Raw genomic sequence first — 21,910 nt, 5'->3', positions numbered from 1 at the left:
CGCGCCCACCCCGTCGCTTGACGCAAGCACCCTCAGTGGGTTGCATACGGTCTGTGATCAACCACCGGGCTCGTGCCACACTCAGCTGTGCTGCCCTCATGACCGTCCGGCCTTCAGGAGCCGCGCCGTGGACCCGGTGATCATCGTGGGCGCGGGGCCGGTCGGCCTCGCGCTCTCCCTCGCGCTCGCCGCGCAGGGCGTGCCCAGCGTCGTCCTCGACGAGGGCGACGGCAAGGAGGAACCGCGCCCCGCGCGGACCGCCGTCCTGCGCGCCGACATGGCCGCGATGGTCGAGCGACTCGGCTGCACCACCCTCCGTGACGAGGGCGTCCGCTGGGTCGGCTGGCGCAGCATGCGCCGCCGTCAGCTGACCCGCCACACCCCGCTCGACCTGGGGCTCAGCGGTACGGAGGAGTGGGCGGAGGACCCCGACTCCCCCGCCCTCCCGGCCGCCCCCCTGCACATCCCGCAGCACGCCCTCGCCCGCGGGCTCCGCGACGCCATCGCCCACCAGAAGCTCGTCCGGCTCGTCACCGAGGCCCGGCTCGACACGATCGAGCAGGACCGGGACGGGGTCGTCGCCCACACCCGGGGCCCGGACGGCACCTGGTGGCGCGGCAGCCACCTCGTCGGCTGCGACGGCGCCCGCTCCACCGTGCGCAAGCTGCTCGGCATCCGCTTCCCCGGGCGTACGGCGGTGGAACGGCACGCGGTCGCCGCGCTGCGCACCGAACTCCCCTGGCCCGGCGAGGCCCTGCTGCACCGTCAGCCCCCGTGGCGGGGCGGCGGCGAGGAGGTCATCGCCCGCCCGCTCCCCGACGGCGTCTGGCGGATCGACTGGCTGCTCCCGCCCCGCGGCGAGCTCGTCACCCCGGACGCGCTGGTGACCCGCATCCGCGAGACCCTGGCCGGCTGGTGCGACGGGGTGACACCCCCGTACGAACTCATCGACACCGGCGTCCACACCCTCCACCAGCGGCTCGCCCGGCGCTGGCGGGTCGACCGCGTGCTGCTCGCCGGGGACGCGGCGCACCTGCTCGGCGCGGTCGGCACCCAGGGCCTCGACGAGGGGCTCCGGGACGTGGACAACCTCGCCTGGAAGCTCGCCCACACCTGGCACCACGGCGCCTCGGAGCGGCTGCTCGACAGCTACCAGAGCGAGCGGCGGACGGCCGTGGCCTCCCGGCTGCGCGCGGCGGACCAGTCGCTGCCGGCGCTGCGCGGCGGCGGAGGCCTGCGGACGTACCTCCCGGGGACCGCGCGCCACGACGTCCTGCTGACCGACGGCCACGTGGGGCGCGGCCCCCTCGGCGCGCCCCCCGCGTACCCGCACTCCCCCCTCGCGCCTCCGAGCGCCGCCGGGCAGACGCCTGTGGGTACTCCGACGGGTGCGCCGGTCGAGGACGTCCGGGTGACCGCCCCGGACGGCACGACCGTACGGCTCCGGGACCGGCTCGGCCAGGGCCGTCTCCTGGTCCTCCTCGTCGCGCCCGGAACCGGCGTGTGGGACCAGCAGCACTGGCGGAGCGCCGGCATGATGCCCCGGCTGGAGGAGGCCGTCCGCGCTCTCCCGGCGAAGGCCGAGGTCCTGGTGACCGAGGCGTACCCGGGCGCTCCGGCCCACGCCGTCCTGCTCGTGCGCCCCGACGGGCACCTCGTCGCCTCCTTCGCCGGGGTCCGTCCGGAGGAGCTGTACGCGGCGGCCGACGCGGCCCGCGGCGGTTCCGCCACGGCCGAGGCCGAACCGGAGACGGGGGCGGGGGCGGAGACAGGAGCCGAGACGGGAGCGAGGAAGGGCACGGGCAGGGGCGCGGGGAAGGGGGCGGAGAAGGGTAAGGGTGCGGAGAAGGCCACGCCGGCCTCCGCCGCGGCGGCCGCCGCACTGTCCACCGCCGGTGACCGCACGGCGGACATGCATTGATTCCGGCGGGCGCGCATGGTGTACTCCGGAGCGTGACCGACACCGATGTGCGCCTGTGGCGGAGAGTCCATATGGACTTCGTCCGCTACGCGGGCTGCGTGTGTCGCCCGTCCTGCTGACTTCGCCCCCTTCTCCGCGCGCGCCCCGCCACTGACGTACGTCCGTGTGCCCTGTGCCGTCGCGCGTCCTTCGCGAACCTCAGGACGGTCACCCGTGCCCCAGCCTGTCCCCACCTCTGCCACCCCCGCCGTCTCCTCTCCTCCCTCCGGCGCCCCCACGGCGGCCGAACTGCTCGACTTCGTCCGCCGAACGGCCGCGGACCGGACGCTTGTCGACTCCCTGCCGCTCGACCCCGAGGGCCGCACCTGGGTGCGGCTCGACGGCCCCGGCGGCAGCGAGGCCTGGCTCATCGGCTGGCCGCCCGGCACGGGCACCGGCTGGCACGACCACGCCGAGTCGCTGGGGGCCTTCGCCACCGCGCGCGGCACGCTGACCGAGAACGCGCTCGCGGTACGGCTGCCGGCGAGCGGCTGGAAGACCCTGGAACTGGCCGACGGCCTCGACCGCTCCCGTCGGCTGTCGGAGGGCATGGGCCGGGCCTTCGGCCGCCACCACGTCCACGAGGTGCTCAACGAGTCCCCGGACACCCACGCCGTGTCGGTGCACGCCTACTACCCGCCGCTCCCCCTGATCCGGCGCTTCAGCCGGACGGCCGCGGTACTCCGCCTTGAGCAGGTCGAGCGCCCGGAGGACTGGCAGTGAGCGGCGAGGAACGACTGAGCGACGAGCGAGCGGGCGACGAGCGGCTGAGCGACAAGCGAGTGGGCGAGGAACGGGTGGGCGACGGGCGAGTGGGCATCGACGAGCTGCTCGACCGGATCAGGTCGGGCATCGACCGGATCGAGCCCCGCGCCGCCCACGAGGCGTACGAGGCGGGTGACGCGCTCCTGGTGGACACGCGCTACGCGGCCCTGCGGGCCCGGGACGGGCTGATCCCGGGCGCACTGGTCGTGGAGCGCAACGAGCTGGAATGGCGGCTCGACCCGCTGGGCAGCCACCGCGCGCCGGAGGCGGACAGCCACGACCTGCGGGTGGTGGTCCTCTGCAACGAGGGCTACGCCTCTTCGCTGGCGGTCGAGTCCCTGCGCCGCCTGGGCCTGCACCGGGCGACCGACCTCATCGGCGGCTTCCAGGCCTGGAAGGCGGCGGGCCTCCCGGTCCTGCTCCCCGCCACCCACGCCTGACCTCCCCGCCACCCACGCCTGACCACCCGGCCGGGCAGCGGGCTCGGGCGCCGACACGGAAAGCCCCCGGCCGGACGAGTCCTTCTCTCCCCCCCCAGGGTCAGAAGGACTCGTCCAGGCCGTCCGTGTCCTCGCCCTCGGCCTCCAGCGCCTGGCGGACGACCCGCAGGGCCATGCCCTCGGGATACCCCTTGCGGGCGAGCATCCCCGCGAGGCGTCTCAGACGCCGGTCGCGGTCGAGACCGCGGGTGGCGCGCAGCTTGCGGTCGACGAGCTCGCGCGCCGTGGCCTCCTCCTGCTCGGAGTCGAGCTGGTCCACCGCCTCCTGGACGAGGGCGGGCTCGACGCCCTTGGTGCGCAGCTCCCGGGCGAGCGCCCGCCGGGCGAGGCCCCGGCCGTGGTGGCGGGACTCCACCCAGGCCCCCGCGAAGGCGGCGTCGTCGATGAGCCCGACGTCCTCGAAGCGGGAGAGGACCTCCTCCGCCACGTCGTCGGGGATCTCCCGCTTGCGCAGGGCGTCGGCCAGCTGCTTGCGCGTGCGGGGGGTCCCGGTGAGCAGGCGCAGGCAGATCGCGCGCGCCCGCTCAGCCGGATCCTGGGGTGACAGCTCCTTCTCGGCCCTCGACGAGTCGGGGCTGTCACCCGGCCATTCGGTGCGACCGGTCACCGGTTCAGCTCTTGGCCGCGGTGGCCTTGGTCGCCTTCGCGGTCTTCGTCGCGGGTGCCGGGACGGTCTTGGCGGCGTCGTCCGCGCCGGCCGTGTCGACACCGGCCGCGGCGTCGGCGCCGGGCTCGGCCGACGGAGCCTGGGGCCGGACACCGACGCCCAGCTTCTCCTTGATCTTCTTCTCGATCTCGTCGGCGAGGTCGGGGTTGTCCTTCAGGAAGTTACGGGCGTTCTCCTTGCCCTGGCCGAGCTGGTCGCCCTCGTACGTGTACCAGGCACCCGCCTTGCGCACGAAGCCGTGCTCCACGCCCATGTCGATCAGGCCGCCCTCGCGGCTGATGCCCTGGCCGTAGAGGATGTCGAACTCGGCCTGCTTGAAGGGGGGCGCGACCTTGTTCTTGACGACCTTGACTCGGGTGCGGTTGCCGACCGCGTCCGTGCCGTCCTTGAGGGTCTCGATACGGCGGATGTCGAGGCGCACCGAGGCGTAGAACTTCAGGGCGCGGCCACCGGTCGTGGTCTCCGGCGAGCCGAACATCACGCCGATCTTCTCGCGGAGCTGGTTGATGAAGATCGCGGTGGTCTTGGACTGGTTCAGCGCGCTGGTGATCTTCCGGAGCGCCTGGCTCATCAGACGGGCCTGCAGACCGACGTGCGAGTCGCCCATCTCGCCCTCGATCTCCGCACGCGGGACGAGCGCGGCGACGGAGTCGATGACGATGAGGTCGAGGGCGCCGGAGCGGACCAGCATGTCGACGATCTCGAGGGCCTGCTCACCGTTGTCCGGCTGGGACAGGATGAGGTTGTCGATGTCGACGCCGAGCTTCTTGGCGTACTCGGGGTCGAGGGCGTGCTCGGCGTCCACGAAGGCGACCTGGCCGCCGGCCTTCTGCGCGTTGGCCACGGCGTGCAGGGTCAGGGTCGTCTTACCGGAGGACTCCGGTCCGTAGACCTCCACGACACGGCCGCGCGGCAGTCCGCCGACGCCGAGCGCGATGTCGAGCGCGGTCGATCCGGTGGAGATCACCTCGATCGGCTCCTGGACGCGGTCACCCATGCGCATCACGGCGCCCTTGCCGAATTGGCGTTCAATCTGTGCGAGCGCGGCGTCGAGCGCCTTCTCGCGGTCGGTTCCTGCCATGGGTTCCACCCGGTTTGCTGTAGTCGATCGCTTCATGTGAAAGACGCTAACCCCTGCCACTGACAATGGGCCCCGGCGTCCCCTCCGACCTGTGGACAACTCGCCGACAAGCCCACGATTCCCAGTGGCCGGACTTCCATCAGAATGGATGTTCGATTTTGCTGTCAAGCACGCCACGCGGCGACCCGCGAGCGCTACGGACCGTTCCCCCGGCGGCCTCGCTGTCCGCCGCCGACGACTTCGGGGACCGACGGGATCGCGAAGAAGGCCAGCGCCGCGAGGACCGCCACACTCGCCGCGAGCGCCAAGGCCCCCGGAAGAGACCGGGCCACGACCGGTCCGGCAACCGCCGCCCCCAGAGCGAATCCCGTGATCTTCAGGCTGGCACCGGTGGTGAAGATCTGGCCGCGCAGGTGTTCTGGCGCCTCCCGGTGGCGGACTGCGAACAAGGCGGCCAGCTGGGGTCCTTCACCGATCCCCGCCATGAGTACGGCCACGATGAGCGCGACGGGGCGACCCCACGCGGCCAAGGCCAACGCGGCAGCCTGAACGAGGACACTGACCCAGATGATCGTGTCGGGGGAGACCGAACACGGATACCGGGCGAGTACGGCGTTGGCCACCAGAGCGGAGACCGCCGCACAAGAGAGCAGCACCGCGCCGCGGCCTGCCCCGCCCAGGACGCGCTCGCCCAGAAGCGGGACGCACGCCGTCAGCATGCCCTGGGCGACGCAGGAGACGACCGAGGTGACGGTCGCCCGGGCCAAAGGCCGCCTTCCGGCGATGACCCGCATTCCGGCAGCGAGATTGCTGATCACCGAGGTTGTCCGAGCGCCCCGCACCGGACCCGGACGAGCGGGCACCATCCACGCGAAGGGCAGCGCCAGGGCGATGAGCACCACGGAGACCACCACGGCCGCCGGGGCTCCCAGCACCTCCGCCACTCCGCCGGCGAGAGCCGGACCGGCCAGACTCGCCAGGCCGAACGTCATGGCATCGAGCGCGTTCGCCCGCGGCAGGCGGTCACTCGGCATCACACGGGGCAGCTGGGCCGTCCATCCGCCCGACAGGGCCGGCCCCAGCAGCCCCGTCAACACCGCGATCAGGATGACGACGGCGAACGGCAACCGGCCGAGCCCCACGAGAATCATCCCCAGCCCCGCCGCGTACAGGACAAGGGCGCCGGCCAGCAGGCTTCCCGGTCGCCCCGCCCTGTCGAGGAGCACCCCGAGCACCGGGCCCCCGATCGCGGCGGAGAGCGTGATGCCCGCGAGCAGGGACGACGCGTCGGTGGTCGATCCGGCAAGGGCGAATCCCGCCAGCATCAGTGCCGGTCCTGACATCTCGTCCCCGGCGCGAGCCGCCATGGCTCCGGCGAGATGGAAGCGGAGTGAGTAACGCTCTTTCATCAGCGAGACGTTACGGAGGTAACTCAAAAGTCAGCAAGATGCGTTACATTCCCCAGATGCCCTCCCACAGCGACGACTGGTCCGGCCGGCACTCCGTGCTGACCACGGCTCGGCGGACCGCCGCCCTGATCAACGCTCTCGCCGGCGACCGTCCCGACCCGGCCGAGGTCGCCGACGTGCTCCGTGCCTACGGTGAGACAGGCCCCATCGACCTCACCACCGGCGATGTCGCCGGGATGCGCACGGCCGCCTCCCTCCTGCGAGAGGTCTTCGCCGCCGAGGACGCCGACGGCGCCGCGGCCACCCTCAACCGCCTCCTGCACGAACACACCGGACCGCTCCGCCTGACCTCGCACGGCGGCAGCACTCCCTGGCATCCTCACCTCGACCGCGACGACGACGGTCCCTGGGACGAGTGGCTCCTCGCCTCGTCCTGCATGGCCCTGACCGTCCTCGTCTGGGACCGTCAACGCCCGCCCGGCAGGGTCTGCGCATCACCCAGCTGCCAGAACGCCTTCATCGCCCAAGGCAGCGGTCCGGAACGCCGCTACTGCTCCCGCCGATGCGCGACCCGCGAGCGAGTCGCAGCCCACCGACGCTCCCACGCCGCCGAGCAGCCGAGCGAGACCGAGTAGAGCGCCCCGATGTGAGCGGCTGCCCTCGAACGCAGTGGAAGGCGCAGGGCCTGCCCCGATGACCGCCGGCCCCCGCCGGGGCATCACGGCCGCAGACTTCACGGCCGCAGACTTCACGGCCGCAGACTTCATGGCCACGTGCGGCGGAGGCGTTCCCTCAGCGCGGTCGCGGCTTCGCGGAGCTCGGGAGCGGCGCCCTCGCGCTCACCCTCCCACTCGGGTACGAGCGTGAGGGCCGCGGCGAGCAGCTCGGGCGAGGCGGCGCGGTCCGCGAGGACCGCCCGGAGGAGCGCCGGCACGGCCATCGGGATCAGCCGGTACCGCCAGGCCGGGTGACCGTGGGCGGCGGCGTAGCGGGCCGTCAGGAGTTCCGCGGGGGTGAGGGGGAGCCGCATGCGCTCCAGGAACCGCGCGAGGCCCGCCGTGGCCACCAGGTCGCAGATCCGTCCGTCGGCGACGCGGTTTCTGCGCTCGTTGTCGTGGGCCTCATAGACCACCGCGTAGACCAGCGCACGTTCTCGGTCGGTGGCAGGCCGCGGGAACGGCACGTCGAACCAGAGCCGCTCCACGGCCTCCGGGGTGATCGCCGGCCGGACACCGTCGCCCTCGGCGCCGTCCCCCGTCGCGAGGCGGACGGCGCCGAGGGCTACGGTCTCCTCCGAGAGGACGCGCCGACAGCGCGGCTCCGCGGCCTCCGGTCCGGCCCCCGGTCCCACCTCCCGCAGCACCTGGCCGACCGTCGGCCCGTCGGTCCACACCAGCGTCCACGCGCCGCCGTCGGCCTCCCGCTCGGCCCGGCACGGCCCGTGCCGGTACCCGTCGGCGTCGAGACCGAACCGCTCGGTGATCGCCCGGGCGAGCTCGCCCGGGCGATCCCCACGGCCGTCGCCCGACTCCGGATCGGCCCCGCTCACTCTGTCGTCACCTCCACCACCTCCGTCACCGGCGACAGCTCCGGGCGCTTGGCCCGGCGGCCGTCGCCCGACGAGCGGCCACGGAGACGCCGGCCCAGCCAGGGCCCGAGGAAGGCCCCGGCCCACCGCAGCTCGGCGCCCGCCGCACGCAGGCCCACGCGCACGGGCAGGGGCGACGGGGGCAACGGGCGGGTCCAGCTGTCGTCGCTGCCCGGCAGGTCGAGGACCTGGGCGACCGCGGCGGCGATCCGGGCGTGGCCGAGCGGAGCGGCGTGCAGCCGGTCGGCGCTCCAGAGCCGGGGGTCGGTGACGACCGGGTGGTGCCCGGTCTCGACGACGGTGACGCCGTGCCGGCGCCCGGCCTCCCGGATGCGCTCGTTGAGCGCCTCGACCCGGGAGCCGAGTGGGCGGGCCAGCGGGATCAGCCGCCCGACGTCGGGGAAGGTGAGGGTCACGACACGGGCCCCCTGGCCGGTCAGCCCGGCGAACATCGCCTCCAGGTGTCCGGCCGTCTCCTCCACGTCGAAGCGGGGGCGCAGCAGGTCGTTGACACCGGCGACGACGCTGGCGAGATCCGGCCGCAGCGCGAGCGCCGGGGCCAGCTGCCCCGCCCGCACCTGGCCGGCGAGCCGGCCCCGTACGGCCAGGTTGGCGTACCGCACGTCCGGGTGGGCACGGGCGAGGAGTTCGGCGAGCCGGTCCGCCCATCCGCGCAGGCCGAGGGTGTCGTCGCCGTCCCCGACCCCTTCGGTCTGACTGTCCCCCAGGGCGACGTACCGCAGAAACGTGCCGTCCGACATGAGACCCACCTTCCCCCACCACCACTACTAACTTTTTTGACTATACAACTCAGACCCCGGAGCAGCCGTTCCCGCGCCGGGACCGCTCCGGAGCCGGGGCCGCTTCGGGGCCGGGACCGCTCCGGAGCCGGCCCAGGTCCAGTTCGCGGCCAGGACACGGAGTCCCCGACGCGGAGCCCCTCGATCGCCCGCCGCCTATCCTTCGACGCATGCCCCTCCCCCACCGCGCCCGCCCCGGCGGCGGTCTGTCGCCGCGCGCCGCCGACGCCCTGGTCGCGGGCGCCGTCCTGCTCGTCGTGGCGGTCTGGACGCTCGTCTCGGCGCAGTACACGAGCGAGCCGGCGCTCCGCACGGTGTTCGGCTGGGCGCTCGTCCTCCTCGGCTGCGGGGCCCTGTACTTCCGGCGACGGCAGCCGGTCGCCGTCGCCGTCGTCACGCTCCTCGCCTGCGTGGTCTACTACCCGCTGTCCGCACAGGACGGCCCTCTCATGATCGCGTTCGCGCTCGCGCTCTACACCACCGCCGCCGAGGGCCGGTTCGCCGCCGCCGTCGCGCTCGCCGCCGTCACCCTGCTCGCGGTCGGCCTCGGCGAGATCCGCCAGCAGCCCGGACACCGGCAGATCGACGACACCTCGCTCGCCATGCTGGCCGGCTGGCTGATCAGTCTCGTCGCCGTGGGCCGCGCCCAGCGCACCCGGCTCGCCTACCTGCACGAGGTCGAGCAGCGCGCGCTCGCCGCCGAGCGGGAGCAGGAGGCCCGGGCCCGGCAGAGCGCCACCGAGGAGCGGCTGCGGATCGCCCGGGAACTGCACGACATCCTCGGCCACAGCGTCTCGCTGATCCACGTCCAGTCCGGCGCCGCGCTGCACCGGCTCGGCAAGAACCCGGCGCCCGAGTCCGGGCTCGCCACCGCCGCCGAGGCCCTGGAGGCGGTGAAGGCCACCAGCAAGGACGCGCTGCGCGAGCTGCGGGCCACGCTCGGGGTGCTGCGCCGGGCCGACGAGGCCACACCGACCTCCCCCACGTCCGGTCTGGCTCTGCTCGGCGACCTCGTCGAGCGTGCCCGGAGCGCGGGGCTCGACGTCCGTACGAGCGTCACGGGCACGCCCGTACCGCTACCGCCGCCGGTCGACCTCGCCGCGTACCGGATCGTGCAGGAGTCGCTGACGAACGTGACCCGGCACGCGGGCGCCCGCACGGTGCGGATCACTCTCGACTGGGACGTGGCCATGGGCGAGGCCCCCGGCACGCGCGCGCTGCGGCTGCGGATCGCGGACGACGGCGGGGGCGCGCCCGAGGACGGGCCGGTGGGCAGCGGCATCGGGGGCATGGCGGAACGGGCCCGCGCGCTCGGCGGCGAACTCACCGCCCGGAACACCGACGGCGGCTTCCTCGTCGACGCCCGACTCCCGCTCACCGCACCCACGACCCCCACCGCGACCACACCCCCCACCGAAACCACGACGCCCACCGCGACCACACCCCCCATCGAAACCACGACGCCCACGAATCCCACCGCACCCGACGCACCCGCAGTGCCCGAAGGGGACCCCCGATGATCCGTGTCGTGCTCGCCGACGACCAGACCCTGGTCCGGGCCGGTTTCCGGTCGATCCTGTCCGACGAGGAGGACATCGAGGTCGTCGGCGAGGCCGGGGACGGCGAGCAGGCCCTCGCTCTCGCCCGTGAACTCCGCCCGGACGTGGTCCTGATGGACATCCGCATGCCGGTTCTCGACGGGCTCGAAGCCACCCGGCGCATCACCGCCGACGAGCGGCTCGAAGGTGTCCGGGTGGTCGTCCTGACCACCTTCGACGCCGACGACCACGTGTACGGGGCGCTCCGCGCCGGCGCGTCGGGCTTCCTGGTCAAGGACACCGAGCCGATGGAACTCCTGCACGCCGTACGGGTGGTGGCGCGCGGCGACGCCCTGATCGCCCCCGCCGTGACCCGCCGTCTGATCGCCGAGTTCGCCGAGCGCGCCGGCGGGGCCGGGCGGCAGCCGGACCCGAGCCCCCGGCTCGACGCCCTCACCGAGCGGGAGCGCGAGGTGCTCGGCCTGGTGGGCGCGGGGCTCTCCAACGACGAGATCGCCGGCCGCCTGGTCCTCTCCCCCGCCACCGCCAAGACCCACGTCAGCCGGATCATGACCAAGCTGGCCGTGAGGGACCGCGCGCAGCTCGTCGTCCTGGCGTACGAGTCCGGGATGATCACCCCCGGCTGGCTGACCTGACCCCGAGGCCTCGGAACTCCTGAACTCCGGGACTCCGGGACTCCGGGACTCCGGGACTCCGGGACTCCGGGGCCCCGGTCCCGACCAGATCGGCAGGCCACCCACCCCTAAGGGTCAGGGACCCCGAGCCGCAACTCCCGGGGTACGCGCGCGTGGGGCGTCGCAACCCGTGGGGTACGGAAAGTGTCCTCCCCGGGCCGATGCCCGCCACTTGACCGTGCGCGGACACTGCCAGGGTGAATCAGGACGTACTCGATCTCGCGCGGCTGCAGTTCGCCCTCACCGCCGGCGGCCACTTCCTCTTCGTCGCGCTCACCCTGGGGCTCGTCACGGTCGTGGCCGGGCTCCAGACGAGGGCCACGTTCAGCGGAAAGCCGCTGGACGCCCGGATGGTGCGCTTCTGGGGCCAGCTGTACGTGATCAACTACGCGGTCGGGATCGTCACCGGCCTGGTGATGGAGTTCCAGTTCGGCATGGCCTGGAGCGGGCTCACCCACGAGGCCGGGAACATCCTCGGCGCCTCGCTCGCGGTGGAGACGATCGTGGCCTTCTTCGTCGAGTCGACCTTCCTCGGCCTGTGGATCTTCGGCTGGAACCGGCTCAACCGCTGGGCCCATCTGGCCGCGATCTGGATCGTCGCGCTCACCGCCTACGCGTCGGCGTACTGGATCCTCGTCTCCAACGGCTTCCTCAACCACCCCGTGGGGTACGCCTCCGAGGGCGGGGAGCTCGTGCTCGACGACCCGGTCGCGGTGCTGACGAACCCCTCCGCGCTCCTCGCCTTCGGGCACGTGCTCGCGGGGGCTCTGCTCACCGCCGGGTTCTTCATGGCCGGGGTGAGCGCGTACCACCTCTTCCGGCGCACCCCCGAGTGGGAGTTCTTCGGTCGCAGCCTGCGGATCGGGGTGTTCGTGTCGGCGCCCGCGCTGATGGCCGCCGCGGTCTTCGGCGGGATCCAGTTCGCCACCCTCACCACCTTCCAGCCGATGAAGTCGGCCGTCTTCAGCGGAAAGGCGGCAGAGATCGCGCGGCTCCAGGCGGAGCTGTCCGCCCGTTTCGGGCCCGGCGACTACGTGCCATCGGAGGCGTGGACCAGGGGCGGCGGTCTGGTGATGCTGATCAGCTTCGCCCTGATGATGTACCTGTGCTTCGCCGGGGTGATCCTGGCCTGCTTCAAGAAGGTCGTCTTCCGGTTCCGGCTCTGGCATCTCGTCCTGATGGCCGCGGTGCCGCTGCCGTACCTCGCGATGATCAGCGGCTGGGTCTTCCGGGAGGCCGGGCGACAGCCCTGGGTCGTCTACGGGCTGCTGAAGACGGAGGACGCGGTCTCGGACCTCTCCCCCGGCACCATGCGGATCTCCCTCACCGTCTTCACCACGGTCTTCGCCCTGCTCGCCGTCCTGAACGCCTGGCTCCTCGCCCGGCATGCCCGCCGCGGCCCCGTGGAGTCCGGGCTCGGCCACGACGACCGGCCGGGCCGGGACAGCGAAGACGGGGACGCGAACGGGGACGGGAGCGGGGACACGAACGGGGACGGGAGCGGCAGCGGCAGCGGGAACGGAGACGGCCCGGACCGGGACGGCGGTGAGGGCGGGCCCCCCTCACCCGACCCCGCCGACGCGCTCCCCGCCCCCCGTTACTGACCCCCGTTACTGACCCCCGTCACTGTCCCCCGCCACCCCGAGGAGCCCTCCGTGGAGACCCTGGCCATAGCCCTGCTCGCCTTCTTCGCCGCGGGCTGGTTCGTCCTCGCCGGAGCCGACATCGGCACCGGCATGCTCACCCCCTGGCTCGGGCGCGGCGACCGCGAGCGGCGCCTCGTCCTCACCTCCTTCGCGCCCTTCTTCCTGGGCAACGAGGTCTGGCTGGTCGCGACCGCGGGCGTGCTCGTCGGCTGCTTCCCCGCCCTCGAAGGGGAGCTCCTGAGCGGCCAGTCCCCGGTGCTCGTGGCCCTGCTGACCGGCTGGATCGTCCGCGACGCGGCGCTCTGGTCGCGCGGCCGGGGCCCGGGGCCGCGCTGGCGCGCCGGCTGCGACACCGCCGTGACGGCCGGCAGCTGGACCGTCGCGCTCTCCTGGGGCTGGCTGCTCGCGGCCCTGCTCACCGGACGGCCCTACGCGCCCGCCACCGGCGCGACGGCCGTTCTCACCGCCCTCGCCGTCGCCGCCCTGTTCGCCGCGCACGGGCTGGGCTTCGCCACGCTCCGGCTGACAGGACTCCCGTACGAGCGGGCCCGCGGGCTCGTCGGCCGCTCCGGGCGCCCGTGGCGGTCCTTCGCCCTGACCGGCGTCCTCCTCGGCGGGCTGCCGCTCTGGGCGGGAACCGCCCTCCCGCTGGCCGGGAAGGCCGCCTCCCCCGCCACTCTGTCCCTGCTCGTCCCCACCCTCCTCGTCGTCACCCCCCTCCTCGTGGCGGTCCAGGCCTGGACCTGGCACGCCTTCCGGCACCGGGTGACCCGCCCGTCGTACCTCTGAGAGCCACGACGGCGGCGTACCGACAAAAAACCGACAAGGGGTCCCCCGTCAGGACTCCTCCTGCGAGGACTCCTTCTTGTGGTGCAGGGCCTTCTGCAGCCGGGCCACCACCGCCTCGCCGTACCGCCGGTGCCCGTGGACGCGCGGGTCGTCCGTCACGTCGTACCGCTTCACATAGGCGCCGAGGAAGGCCTGGAGGGTGGCGACGGCCGGGATCGCGATCAGCGCGCCGACCACGCCGAGCAGCGCCGTCCCCGCGATCACGGAGCCGAAGGCCACCGCCGGGTGGATGTCCACCGTCTTCGAGGTGACCTTCGGCTGGAGCACGTAGTTCTCGAACTGCTGGTAGATCACGACGAAACAGAGCACCCACAGCGCGTACCAGGGGTTGACGGTGAAGGCGATCAGCATCGGCAGGGCCCCGGCGAGGTACGTGCCGATGGTCGGGATGAACTGCGAGACCAGACCGACCCAGACCGCGAGCGCCGGGGCGTACGGCACGTCCAGGATCTCGAAGAGGACGAAGTGCGCGACGCCCGAGATGAGGGCCATCAGGCCGCGCGAGTAGAGGTAGCCGCCGGTCTTGTCGACCGCGATCTCCCAGGCCCGCAGCACCTCGGTCTGCCGGGCCGGCGGCAGGACGGAGCAGAGCGCGCGCCGCAGCCGGGGCCCGTCGGCCGCGAAGTAGAACGAGAAGAGGAAGATCGTCAGGAGCCGGAACAGGCCGCCGAGGACGGTGGTGGAGATGTCGAGCACCCCGGACGCGCTGTTCTGCACGTACTTCTGCAGCCAGTCGGAGCTCAGCAGGCTGTCCTGGACCTCGACCCTGGACAGGTCCGTGTCGAAGCTCTCGTTGATCCAGTTGATCACCGAGTCGAGGTACTGGGGGAAGTTCTCGACCATGTCCACGATCTGCCCGGCGAGCATCGAACCGAGGAGGACGACGAAGCCGACGCTGAAGACCAGGACGGCGAGGAAGACGAGGAAGGTGGCGAGACCGCGGCGCATCCCGCGCGCCGCCATACGCCCGACCGCCGGCTCGATGGCGAGGGCGAGGAAGAACGCGAGCAGGATGTTGACCAGCAGTCCGACGAGCTGGTGGAACGCCCAGCTGCCCAGCAGGAAGCAGGCGTAGAGCGCGAGGGCCAGGACGAGCGCGCGGGGGAGCCAGCGGGGCATCCGCGCGGCCGCCCCCGGAGCGGCACCGGCCGCCGCGGGAGCCGCGGGTACCGAGGAAGCGGCGTCGGGAGCGGCAGCCGAAGCAGGAGCGGGGGCTGGCCCGGTGGCCGGAGCCGCCGGTGGTGTGGTCGGGGCAGCCTTGTCGGTCGGGGCTGCCTTGTCGGTCGGGTCGGTCTTGCCGGTGTCGTCAGTCGGGGCCACCCCGCCAGTCTCGCGCACCGCACGGACATTCCACCCGGGGCCCCGCGCATCCCTGCTTGTCACCCCACCGTCTACCGGCAGTTCATCGCTTGTCGGCGGGGACGTCGACGGCGGCGCAGACCGCCCGCCACACGTCCTTGGCCTCCCAGCCGTCGTCCAGCGCGCCGCGCACCGTCCGCCCGCCGAGCTCCGCCATCACATGGTCGCTCGCGAAGGACTCCGCATAGGACGCACCGAAGTGGTCCGCCATCCGCTCCCAGAAAATCGTCAACCGCATGAACCCAGTATCCCGCTCCCAAGAGTGCAGCCCGCTCCGCAGGCCTTGTCACCGCGACTTTCCGCCCTACGGTCGGAGCATGGCCGAAAAACCCCTCTCCCCGCCGCCCTCGACTCCTCTGGCCCGCGCCGAGCGTTTCGTCTGGCTGACGGCCCGCGTCCTCGAACAGCGCCGGTTCTCCTACCACTTCCTGCGCGGTGGCGCGGACCAGGTCGAGACGGCCCTCACCGCGTACCTGAACGAGGACGGCGGCTACGGCCACGCCCTCGAACCCGACCTGCGCGGACCGGTCAGCCAGCCCCTCCACACCGCGCACGCGCTTCGGGTCCTGGACTCCATCGGCCGCTGCGGCGGGATGCGGGTCGAGCGGATCTGCCGCTACCTCACCGAGATCTCGACGCACGAGGGGGCGCTCCCGGCGATCCACCCGTCCCAGCGGGGCTACCCCTCGGCGCCGTTCGTCCCGGTCGTCGACTCCCCGCCGAGCGCGCTGCTCACCACGGGCCCGGTGGTCGGGCTGCTCCACCGCAACCAGGTGTGGCACGCGTGGCTGTTCCGGGCCACCGAGTTCTGCTGGGCCGCGGTGGAGTCGCTGGAGAAGTCCCATCCGTACGAGATCCAGGCCGCCGTCGCCTTCCTGGACGGGGTCCCGGACCGCCCGCGCGCGGAGGCGGCGGCCGACCGGCTGGGGAGGCTGGTGCGCGACCAGCGGCTCGCCGTCCTCGACCCGGACCGGCCGGAGGAGTACCCGGTCGCGGACGGGTACGCGCCCGGCGAGCACCACTTTCCGCACGACTACGCGCGCGTGCCGCACTCACTGGCGAGTCACTGGTTCACGGAGGAGGAGATGGCCCGTTCGCTGGACCGGCTCGCGGCCGACCAGGAGGAGGACGGCGGCTGGCCGATCCGCTGGGAGCCCTGGGCCCCGGGGTCGGCCCTGGAGTGGCGCCCGATCGTCACGGTCGAGGCGCTCCGCACCCTCCGCGCCCACGGCCGCCCGGTCGACTGACCCCGGACCGGCTGGGCACCTTCGGGGGGGGACCGCCGACCGCCCTACACCTCCGGCGCCTCGCGCAGCAGCAGGGCCGCGAGGGCCGTCGCCGTGCCCCTCGGCGTCGCCAGGTCGATGCCGGTCCGCTCGGCGAGCCGGGCGAGCCGGTTGTCGACGGTGTTGGGGTGCAGCCCGAGCGCGGTGGCCGTGGCGCGCCGGTCCTGCCCCTGGGCGAGGTGGACGCGGAGGGTCTCCAGGAGCTCCGGGCGGTCGGCGACGGGGTCGAGGAGGGCCGCGATCCGCCGGCCGCTCTCCCCGGGCCGGGACAGGTGGTACTCGAGGAGTACGTCGTCGAGCCGGTGCAGCCCGGGCGGCAGCCCGCACCCGGCCGCGACCCGCAGGACCTCTCCCGCGATGCGGGCGGCCTCCGGCACCTCCGCCGGGCCGTCGGCGGGCACCGCGGCGACCCGCAGCGTGACGCCCGCGGCCCGGGAGAGCCGCCGTGCCAGGTCGGCGAGCGGTTCGGCGGCGCCGGGGACGATCGCCCGCCCCGGCTCCGTACCGATGTCGAGGAGGGCGGGCACCTCCACGCCGAAGCAGTGGTCGAGCGCGGTCTGGACCCGGCGCAGCCTCCTGCGAGCGGCCACGTCTCCCTCCCCGGATCCGACACCGACACCGGCTCCGACTCCGTCGACAACGCCTACGCCTACGCCTACGCCTACGCCGCCACCGACGGCGAGTACGAGGCACGGCCCGTCGATCCCGAACGGGGCGACCCCGAGCAGCGCCGGGGACAGCGTCCCGTCGAGAAGCCCGCGCAACAGGGAGCGACGCTGGGCCCGCCGCTCGGTCTCCAGGGCGGAGCGCTCGTCGAGATAGGTCTCGGCGACGGCGCCGACGATGCCCTGCTGGGCCTCCAGGAGCAGGTCGGCGAGTTCGACGAGGGCCGCCTCGTCACCGGGCAGCGCCACCTCGCGCAGCGCCTGCCACAGCACGTACATGCCGAGGGCGTGGCTGCGCAGGAGCCACGGCGGTCCGCGCCTTCAGCCCGGACCCGGTCCGTGCCGTCGTCTACACCCACGGCCATGTCGACCACGTCTTCGGGGTCGCTCCCTTCGACGCCGAGCCGGTACGGCCGGAGGTGATCGCCCACGAGGCGGTGGCCGCCCGCTTCGACCGGTACGTGGAGACCTCGGGCTACAACTCATGGATCAACCGGCGCCAGTTCGGCGTACCGGGCCTCGAATGGCCGACCACGTACCGCTACCCGGACACGACCTACCGGGACCGGCTGACCGTCCGTCACGGCGAGTTGACGTTCGAGCTGTTCCACGCGCGCGGGGAGACCGACGACCACACCTATGTGTGGGTGCCGGAGCTCAAAACCCTCTGCACGGGTGATCTCTTCATCTGGAACTCCCCCAACGCCGGCAACCCGCAGAAGGTGCAGCGCTACCCGGAGAAGTGGGCGCGGGCGCTGCGCGCCATGGGCGAGCTGGGCGCCGAGGTGCTGCTGCCCGGCCACGGCATCCCGATCGTCGGCGCGGACCGGGTGGCGACGGCCCTGGACGACACGGCGACGCTGCTCGAATCGCTCTGCTCGCAGACCCGCGACCTGATGAACGCCGGGCTGCGGCTCGACGCGGTCATCCACGGCGTGAAGGTCCCCGAGGAGCTGCTGGCGAAGCCGTACCTCCACCCCGCCTACGACGAGCCGGAGTTCGTCGTACGGAACCTGTGGCGGCTGTGGGGCGGCTGGTACGACCAGAATCCGGCGAACCTGAAGCCGGCCCCGGAGGCGGCCGTCGCTGCCGAGCTGGCCGACGCCGCCGGCGGGGCGCTCGCCCTCGCCGAGCGGGCGGTCCGGCTCCTGGAGGAGGGCGATCTGCGGCTGGCCTCGCACCTGGCGGAGACGGCGGCGCTCGCGGCCCCCGAGGACGTGGCGGTGGCCAGGATCCGGGCCCGGGTCTACGGGACGCGGGCCGGGCGCGAGACGTCGACGATGGCGCGCGGGGTGTTCCACTGGGCGGCGGCGGAGTCCGCGGCGGTGGCCGAGGGCACGGACGTGACGACGGAGCTGACCCGTTCGGCCGCCGGGCGCGAGCGGGCCGCCGGGGCGATCAGCGTGGGCGTGGTCGCGGAAGAGGACCTGTGCTGCGGATGAGCGGGCCCGCGGGGAGGGGGCGGCCCACGAAGGCGGGGCGGACGGCGAAGGCGGGGCGGACAGGGACGGCGGGGCGGCCCTCGAAGGGCGCGCCCGGCCCGGCGGTACCGGGCACCCCCTGGGGAACGACCTGGCTGCTGCTCGGGTTCATGCTGGTCAACTTCGCGGACAAGGCCGTCCTCGGTCTCGCCGGGCCGGACATCATGCGCGAGTTCGACATCTCCCGGCAGGAGTTCGGGGCGGCCCAGGCGGCGTTCTTCGCGCTCTTCTCGGTGTCGGCGCTCGCCGTGTCGGCCCTGACGCGGAAGGTACGGACCTCGGTCCTGCTGCTCGGGATGGCGCTGTCGTGGTCGGCGGCCCAGCTGCCGATGGTGTGGGCGGCCGCCGGGTTCGGGACGCTGGTCCTCACGCGCGTGCTGCTCGGCGCGGCGGAGGGCCCGGCCGCCCCGGTCGCGGTCCACCATCTGCACGGCTGGTTCGGTCAGCGGGACCGGAACCTGCCGACGGCCGTCCTGATGGTGGGCGCCGCGGCCGGGGTCGCGGTCGCCGCGCCCGTCCTGTCCGCGGTGATCTCCGGTTGGGGCTGGCGCTGGGCCTTCGGGACGGTCGGCGTGATCGGCCTGGTCTGGGCGGCCGTCTGGCACCGGTACGGCTCCGAGGGGCCGCTCGCGCCACCGGTCGGTGCGGACGGGCGGGCCGCCGACGGGACGGAGGGCGCGGCGGAGGAGGTACCGCTGCGCCGGATCCTGCTGAGCGGCACCTTCCTGACCGCGAGCGTGGGCTCGTTCGCCGCGTACTGGCTGATGAGCTCGAAGCTGACCTGGTTGCCGGACTATCTGGAGACGGTCCTCGGCTGGGACGCGCACCGGGCCGGTCTGATGGTGGGCGCGGGAGCCGTCGCCAACGGGGTCGTCCTGCTGGTGCACGGCGTGGTCGCCCAGCGCGCGGCCCGGCGCGGCCGGCCCGGTCGTCTTCCCGCCGGCGCGGGCGCCGGGGTGCTGCTCCTGCTCTCCGCCGCCGCGGTGACGGTCTTCGCGACGGCGGGAGCGGACTGGCTGCGGGTACCGATGATGTTCGGCCCGATGGCCCTGGCGCTGCCGATGATGACCGTCAGCCAGACGGCGGTCGCCCGGATCACCCCGCCGTCGCAGCGCGGGATCGTGCTCGGTGCCGTGGTGTGCGTCTTCGCCCTGGGCGGGGTCCTGGCGCCGCTGGTCCTGGGCGGGATCGTCGACGCGGGCGCGACGGCGGCCCAGGGGTACGAGAACGGCTGGCTGTTCACGGCCGGTCTGCTCGCGGTGGCGGGCGCCCTGACGGCCCTGTTCCTCCGCCCGGAGCGGGACGCGGACCGCCTGGGGGTCCCGGAGACCCCGCCGGTGGGGGTGCCGGTGGCGCACTGAGGGGGTGCCGGTGTGGCCCCACGGCGGGGGTGCCGGGGCCGACCGCGGAGGTACGGGCCCGGGGCTCACCAGCCCAGGGCACGTACCCCCGCCGTGACGACGACGGCCGCGCCCACGACGACCAGGAACGGGGCCCGCAGCACGAGCGCGAGGGCCGCCGCGGCGAGCCCGGCGGCCCGGGCGTCCAGGACGAGGGCACCGCCCGCGCTGAACGTCTGCTGCGCGGTGAGCGCGGCCAGCAGGGCGACGGGGAGCAGGGCGGCCAGCCGCTGGACGAGCGGTCGTTCCAGCGCGCCGGCGGGGACGAGCAGGCCGAGCAGCTTGACCAGGTAGCACCCGGCGGCGGTCAGACCTATCGCGATCCACACGTTCATCGGGACTCCTCCTCCACCGTCTTCGCCGTCTCCACCATCTCCGCCGTCTCCGCCGCTTCGCCGCCTCCGCTCTCCACGCTCCCGCCTCCGGGCGGGGCCATGCGCCGGCCCTGGAACCACAGCACGACGGGCGCGGCCAGCGCCGCCGCGAGGACCGGGACCCCGGCGGGCAGGACGGGGAGCAGTCCGAGGCCCAGCAGGACGGCGATCCCGGCGGTGGCCCGCTCGGTCGCCGACTTCAGCATGGGGGCGAGCAGGGCGAGGAAGACGGCCGGGCCGGCCGCGTCGAGCCCCCAGGCCGCGGTGTCACCGATCGCCTCGGCGCCGAGCGCCCCGAGGAGCGTGGTGAGGTTCCACAGGACGTACAGGGTGAGGCCGGTGGCGGTGAAGCCGAGGCGGGCGGCCCGGCGGGACGGCTGGGCGAGCGCGACCGCCGTGGTCTCGTCGATCACCCAGTGCGCGGCGAACGGCCTGACGGCCTTCGGCAGGGCGAGGAGCTGAGAGAGCCGCAGTCCGTAGAAGGCGTTGCGGGTACCCAGGAAGAAGGCCCCGGCGGCGGCTGTGAAGGGGTTGCCGCCCGCGGCGAGCGCTCCGACGAGTGCGAACTGCGAGGCGCCGGTGAAGACGAGCAGGCTGAGTACGCAGGTCTGGAGGAGGCTGAGGCCGGAACCGGCGGAGGTCACGCCGAAGGCGAAGCCGGAGAGTCCGACGGCGATGCCGACGCCGAGGGCGTCGCGGACGACGGCCGCGTCGGGCTTCGCCCGTGCGCCGTCGTCCCGTATGACGGGAGGTGCTGTCTGTTCTGCCACGTCAGGGACGTTACGTGTCCGCCGACAGCCCGGTCTTGTACGTTCTTGCACCCGCGAACGCACCCGCGTCCACGCCCGCGCCCGAGCCCGCACCCGCGCTCCCGCCCCCGACCCCGCCCGAGCCCGCACCCGCACTCCCGCTCCCGCTCGCACCCCGCGACCGCTGGTAAGCGCCGGGAGGCACCCCCACACTCCGGGTGAAGTGCCGGTTGAGGTGCGGCTGGTCGGTGAAGCCGACGGCGACGGCCGCCTCTGCGGGAGGCGTCCCCGCGTCGAGCAGCCGCCTGGCCCGCCGCACGCGCGCGTCGGTGAGCCAGGTGTGCGGCGGCATCCCGTACACCTCCCGGAAGGCCCGCAGGAGGGCGAAGGGGCTGGTGCCGAGGTCGGTGGCGAGCCGCTCCAGGGTCGGCGGGTCGGCCATCCGCTCCTCCAGGACGGCACGCGCGCGTGCCGCGTTCCGCGCGCCGGCCGAGCGGGGCGGCAGCGGGGTGATCAGCCCGCCGTGGCTGCGCAGCATCCGCGCCGTGACCAGCCGGAGCAGGCTGTCCGCCGCGAGCGCGTTGCCCTCCTCGGCGGCCCGGTGGACGCCGACGACGAGCCGTGCGGCGTACGGGTCGTCGATGACGGGCGCGGTGAAGCCGACCGAGCCGCGCAGCGCGAGGGTGTCGGCGGCGATCGACCGGATGAGCCCCGCGTCCGGGTAGATCGTGCGGTAGGTCCAGCCCTCGGGCACGCCCGCGTGCCCGGTGTGCGAGGTGTCGGGGTTGACCAGGGCGATCTGTCCGGGCCCTGCGTGGACGAGCTCGTCGCGGTAGTGGAAGGCCTCGACGCCCTCGGTGATCGCGGCGAAGACGAAGGTCTCGTGGGTGTGCCGGGCGAAGGCCTTGCGGATGTAGTGGGCGTGCAGGAGGTCGACCCCGGGCAGCTCGGAGTACTGCCAGTACCGTGCCCGCTCCCCGCTCGCCATGACTCCATTCTGCGTCAGGGGCTCACGCGGGTGCTCGCCGCGCCGCCTCGCCCCGCCGCCCGCACGGCCCCCGGCCACGAGCCGGTTTCCCCAGGTCCGGGCGGTTGTCA

Annotated in this window: 23 protein-coding genes and 1 pseudogene; 13 read left to right on the top strand and 11 right to left on the bottom strand. The window is 73.8% G+C overall.

Annotated elements, in window-relative coordinates:
• Positions 1-127 precede the first annotated feature (127 nt).
• The 4 genes from OG361_RS29210 to OG361_RS29195 all read left to right on the top strand — a co-directional run bounded on the left by OG361_RS29210 (position 128) and on the right by OG361_RS29195 (position 3,165).
• Positions 128-1,921, top strand: coding sequence for an FAD-dependent monooxygenase (locus OG361_RS29210; RefSeq protein ID WP_405858188.1), 1,794 nt, complete (start codon positions 128-130; stop codon positions 1,919-1,921).
• A gap of 32 nt (positions 1,922-1,953) precedes the next feature.
• The gene (locus tag OG361_RS29205; protein ID WP_405862503.1) at positions 1,954-2,040 is read left to right on the top strand and encodes a putative leader peptide; all 87 of its coding nucleotides are present in this window, start codon (positions 1,954-1,956) and stop codon (positions 2,038-2,040) included.
• 94 nt (positions 2,041-2,134) lie between these two features.
• On the top strand, positions 2,135-2,683 hold the full coding sequence (locus OG361_RS29200) for a cysteine dioxygenase (RefSeq protein WP_405858186.1): 549 nt from the start codon (positions 2,135-2,137) through the stop codon (positions 2,681-2,683).
• A 74-nt stretch (positions 2,684-2,757) separates the two neighbouring features.
• Positions 2,758-3,165 carry a rhodanese-like domain-containing protein gene (locus OG361_RS29195; protein WP_405862501.1) on the top strand — a complete coding sequence of 136 codons (408 nt, stop codon included), beginning with the start codon at positions 2,758-2,760 and terminating at the stop codon, positions 3,163-3,165.
• Positions 3,166-3,265: 100 nt separating this feature from the next.
• On the opposite strand, the gene recX is transcribed toward OG361_RS29195, so the two are convergent.
• The 3 genes from recX to OG361_RS29180 form a co-directional block, all read right to left on the bottom strand.
• Positions 3,266-3,832 (bottom strand): recombination regulator RecX, encoded by a 567-nt coding sequence (gene recX, locus OG361_RS29190; RefSeq protein WP_384568836.1) that lies wholly within the window; start codon positions 3,830-3,832, stop codon positions 3,266-3,268.
• Between the two features lie 4 nt (positions 3,833-3,836).
• On the bottom strand, positions 3,837-4,973 hold the full coding sequence (recA, locus tag OG361_RS29185) for a recombinase RecA (protein WP_405858183.1): 1,137 nt from the start codon (positions 4,971-4,973) through the stop codon (positions 3,837-3,839).
• A gap of 194 nt (positions 4,974-5,167) precedes the next feature.
• Entirely contained in the window at positions 5,168-6,382 is a 1,215-nt protein-coding gene (locus OG361_RS29180; protein ID WP_405858181.1) for an MFS transporter, read from the bottom strand.
• A 56-nt stretch (positions 6,383-6,438) separates the two neighbouring features.
• Between OG361_RS29180 and OG361_RS29175 the strand changes: the two genes are divergently transcribed.
• A complete protein-coding gene (locus OG361_RS29175; RefSeq protein WP_405858179.1) occupies positions 6,439-7,017 on the top strand; it encodes a CGNR zinc finger domain-containing protein in 579 nt (192 codons plus the stop codon).
• A gap of 128 nt (positions 7,018-7,145) precedes the next feature.
• Here OG361_RS29175 and OG361_RS29170 read toward each other — a convergent pair whose 3' ends face one another.
• Both OG361_RS29170 and OG361_RS29165 read right to left on the bottom strand, forming a co-directional pair.
• Positions 7,146-7,931: a hypothetical protein gene (locus OG361_RS29170; RefSeq protein WP_405858177.1), complete on the bottom strand. Its 786-nt coding sequence runs from the start codon at positions 7,929-7,931 to the stop codon at positions 7,146-7,148.
• Complete coding sequence (locus OG361_RS29165) at positions 7,928-8,731, bottom strand: SGNH/GDSL hydrolase family protein (protein WP_405858175.1); 804 nt, start codon at positions 8,729-8,731, stop codon at positions 7,928-7,930. Before OG361_RS29165 ends, OG361_RS29170 begins: the two co-directional genes overlap by 4 nt.
• Before the next feature lie 209 nt (positions 8,732-8,940).
• On the opposite strand from OG361_RS29165, the gene OG361_RS29160 reads away from it, so the two are divergent.
• The 4 genes from OG361_RS29160 (at position 8,941) to OG361_RS29145 (ending at position 13,438) form a co-directional block, all read left to right on the top strand.
• A complete protein-coding gene (locus tag OG361_RS29160) occupies positions 8,941-10,290 on the top strand; it encodes a sensor histidine kinase (protein WP_405858173.1) in 1,350 nt (449 codons plus the stop codon).
• Positions 10,287-10,964, top strand: coding sequence for a response regulator (locus OG361_RS29155; RefSeq protein WP_384568900.1), 678 nt, complete (start codon positions 10,287-10,289; stop codon positions 10,962-10,964). Before OG361_RS29160 ends, OG361_RS29155 begins: the two co-directional genes overlap by 4 nt.
• 236 nt (positions 10,965-11,200) lie before the next feature.
• A complete protein-coding gene (locus OG361_RS29150) occupies positions 11,201-12,607 on the top strand; it encodes a cytochrome ubiquinol oxidase subunit I (RefSeq protein ID WP_405858170.1) in 1,407 nt (468 codons plus the stop codon).
• Between the two features lie 51 nt (positions 12,608-12,658).
• Complete coding sequence (locus OG361_RS29145; protein ID WP_405858168.1) at positions 12,659-13,438, top strand: cytochrome d ubiquinol oxidase subunit II; 780 nt, start codon at positions 12,659-12,661, stop codon at positions 13,436-13,438.
• A gap of 48 nt (positions 13,439-13,486) precedes the next feature.
• Here the strand turns inward: OG361_RS29145 and OG361_RS29140 are convergent, their stop codons facing one another.
• Entirely contained in the window at positions 13,487-14,617 is a 1,131-nt protein-coding gene (locus OG361_RS29140; RefSeq protein ID WP_405862499.1) for an AI-2E family transporter, read from the bottom strand.
• Between the two features lie 283 nt (positions 14,618-14,900).
• On the bottom strand, positions 14,901-15,095 hold the full coding sequence (locus OG361_RS29135) for a DUF3046 domain-containing protein (RefSeq protein WP_384568909.1): 195 nt from the start codon (positions 15,093-15,095) through the stop codon (positions 14,901-14,903).
• A 79-nt stretch (positions 15,096-15,174) separates the two neighbouring features.
• Between OG361_RS29135 and OG361_RS29130 the strand changes: the two genes are divergently transcribed.
• Positions 15,175-16,104: a hypothetical protein gene (locus tag OG361_RS29130; RefSeq protein WP_405858166.1), complete on the top strand. Its 930-nt coding sequence runs from the start codon at positions 15,175-15,177 to the stop codon at positions 16,102-16,104.
• A gap of 44 nt (positions 16,105-16,148) precedes the next feature.
• Here OG361_RS29130 and OG361_RS29125 read toward each other — a convergent pair whose 3' ends face one another.
• A complete protein-coding gene (locus OG361_RS29125; RefSeq protein WP_405858164.1) occupies positions 16,149-17,087 on the bottom strand; it encodes a PucR family transcriptional regulator in 939 nt (312 codons plus the stop codon).
• A gap of 47 nt (positions 17,088-17,134) precedes the next feature.
• Between OG361_RS29125 and OG361_RS29120 the strand changes: the two are divergent.
• The 3 genes and pseudogenes from OG361_RS29120 to OG361_RS29110 form a co-directional block, all read left to right on the top strand.
• Positions 17,135-17,599, top strand: a pseudogene (locus OG361_RS29120) (MBL fold metallo-hydrolase); the annotation flags it as partial.
• Positions 17,573-18,250, top strand: a complete 678-nt coding sequence (locus OG361_RS29115; RefSeq protein WP_405862497.1) for an alkyl sulfatase dimerization domain-containing protein — start codon at positions 17,573-17,575, stop codon at positions 18,248-18,250. The pseudogene OG361_RS29120 and the gene OG361_RS29115, both read left to right, overlap by 27 nt.
• The gene (locus OG361_RS29110) at positions 18,247-19,650 is read left to right on the top strand and encodes an MFS transporter (protein ID WP_405858162.1); all 1,404 of its coding nucleotides are present in this window, start codon (positions 18,247-18,249) and stop codon (positions 19,648-19,650) included. Before OG361_RS29115 ends, OG361_RS29110 begins: the two co-directional genes overlap by 4 nt.
• Positions 19,651-19,715: 65 nt before the next feature.
• On the opposite strand, the gene OG361_RS29105 is transcribed toward OG361_RS29110, so the two are convergent.
• From OG361_RS29105 to OG361_RS29095, 3 genes are read right to left on the bottom strand one after another with little or no spacing between them, the layout of a single operon-like run.
• Positions 19,716-20,024 (bottom strand): AzlD domain-containing protein, encoded by a 309-nt coding sequence (locus tag OG361_RS29105; RefSeq protein WP_405858161.1) that lies wholly within the window; start codon positions 20,022-20,024, stop codon positions 19,716-19,718.
• Positions 20,021-20,833 carry an AzlC family ABC transporter permease gene (locus tag OG361_RS29100; protein ID WP_405858159.1) on the bottom strand — a complete coding sequence of 271 codons (813 nt, stop codon included), beginning with the start codon at positions 20,831-20,833 and terminating at the stop codon, positions 20,021-20,023. Before OG361_RS29100 ends, OG361_RS29105 begins: the two co-directional genes overlap by 4 nt.
• 10 nt (positions 20,834-20,843) lie before the next feature.
• A complete protein-coding gene (locus tag OG361_RS29095; protein WP_405858157.1) occupies positions 20,844-21,800 on the bottom strand; it encodes an AraC family transcriptional regulator in 957 nt (318 codons plus the stop codon).
• Positions 21,801-21,910: the final 110 nt, after the last annotated feature.

The organism is Streptomyces sp. NBC_00090, assembly GCF_045160815.1.
GTDB lineage: Bacteria > Actinomycetota > Actinomycetes > Streptomycetales > Streptomycetaceae > Streptomyces.
Note: the sequence above shows the minus strand (reverse complement) of the source record. Positions and strands in the feature narration are given on the sequence as shown.

Excerpts from the sequence above, each read along its gene's own strand:
- recA (WP_405858183.1), bottom strand. The coding sequence starts at position 4,973 with ATGGCAGGAACCGACCGCGAGAAGGCGCTCGACGCCGCGCTCGCACAG.
- OG361_RS29180 (WP_405858181.1), bottom strand. The coding sequence starts at position 6,382 with ATGAAAGAGCGTTACTCACTCCGCTTCCATCTCGCCGGAGCCATGGCG.
- OG361_RS29175 (WP_405858179.1), top strand. The coding sequence starts at position 6,439 with ATGCCCTCCCACAGCGACGACTGGTCCGGCCGGCACTCCGTGCTGACC.
- OG361_RS29165 (WP_405858175.1), bottom strand. The coding sequence starts at position 8,731 with ATGTCGGACGGCACGTTTCTGCGGTACGTCGCCCTGGGGGACAGTCAG.
- OG361_RS29160 (WP_405858173.1), top strand. The coding sequence starts at position 8,941 with ATGCCCCTCCCCCACCGCGCCCGCCCCGGCGGCGGTCTGTCGCCGCGC.
- OG361_RS29155 (WP_384568900.1), top strand. The coding sequence starts at position 10,287 with ATGATCCGTGTCGTGCTCGCCGACGACCAGACCCTGGTCCGGGCCGGT.
- OG361_RS29140 (WP_405862499.1), bottom strand. The coding sequence starts at position 14,617 with ATGCCCCGCTGGCTCCCCCGCGCGCTCGTCCTGGCCCTCGCGCTCTAC.
- OG361_RS29135 (WP_384568909.1), bottom strand. The coding sequence starts at position 15,095 with ATGCGGTTGACGATTTTCTGGGAGCGGATGGCGGACCACTTCGGTGCG.
- OG361_RS29130 (WP_405858166.1), top strand. The coding sequence starts at position 15,175 with ATGGCCGAAAAACCCCTCTCCCCGCCGCCCTCGACTCCTCTGGCCCGC.
- OG361_RS29125 (WP_405858164.1), bottom strand. The coding sequence starts at position 17,087 with ATGTACGTGCTGTGGCAGGCGCTGCGCGAGGTGGCGCTGCCCGGTGAC.
- OG361_RS29115 (WP_405862497.1), top strand. The coding sequence starts at position 17,573 with ATGGGCGAGCTGGGCGCCGAGGTGCTGCTGCCCGGCCACGGCATCCCG.
- OG361_RS29110 (WP_405858162.1), top strand. The coding sequence starts at position 18,247 with ATGAGCGGGCCCGCGGGGAGGGGGCGGCCCACGAAGGCGGGGCGGACG.
- OG361_RS29105 (WP_405858161.1), bottom strand. The coding sequence starts at position 20,024 with ATGAACGTGTGGATCGCGATAGGTCTGACCGCCGCCGGGTGCTACCTG.
- OG361_RS29095 (WP_405858157.1), bottom strand. The coding sequence starts at position 21,800 with ATGGCGAGCGGGGAGCGGGCACGGTACTGGCAGTACTCCGAGCTGCCC.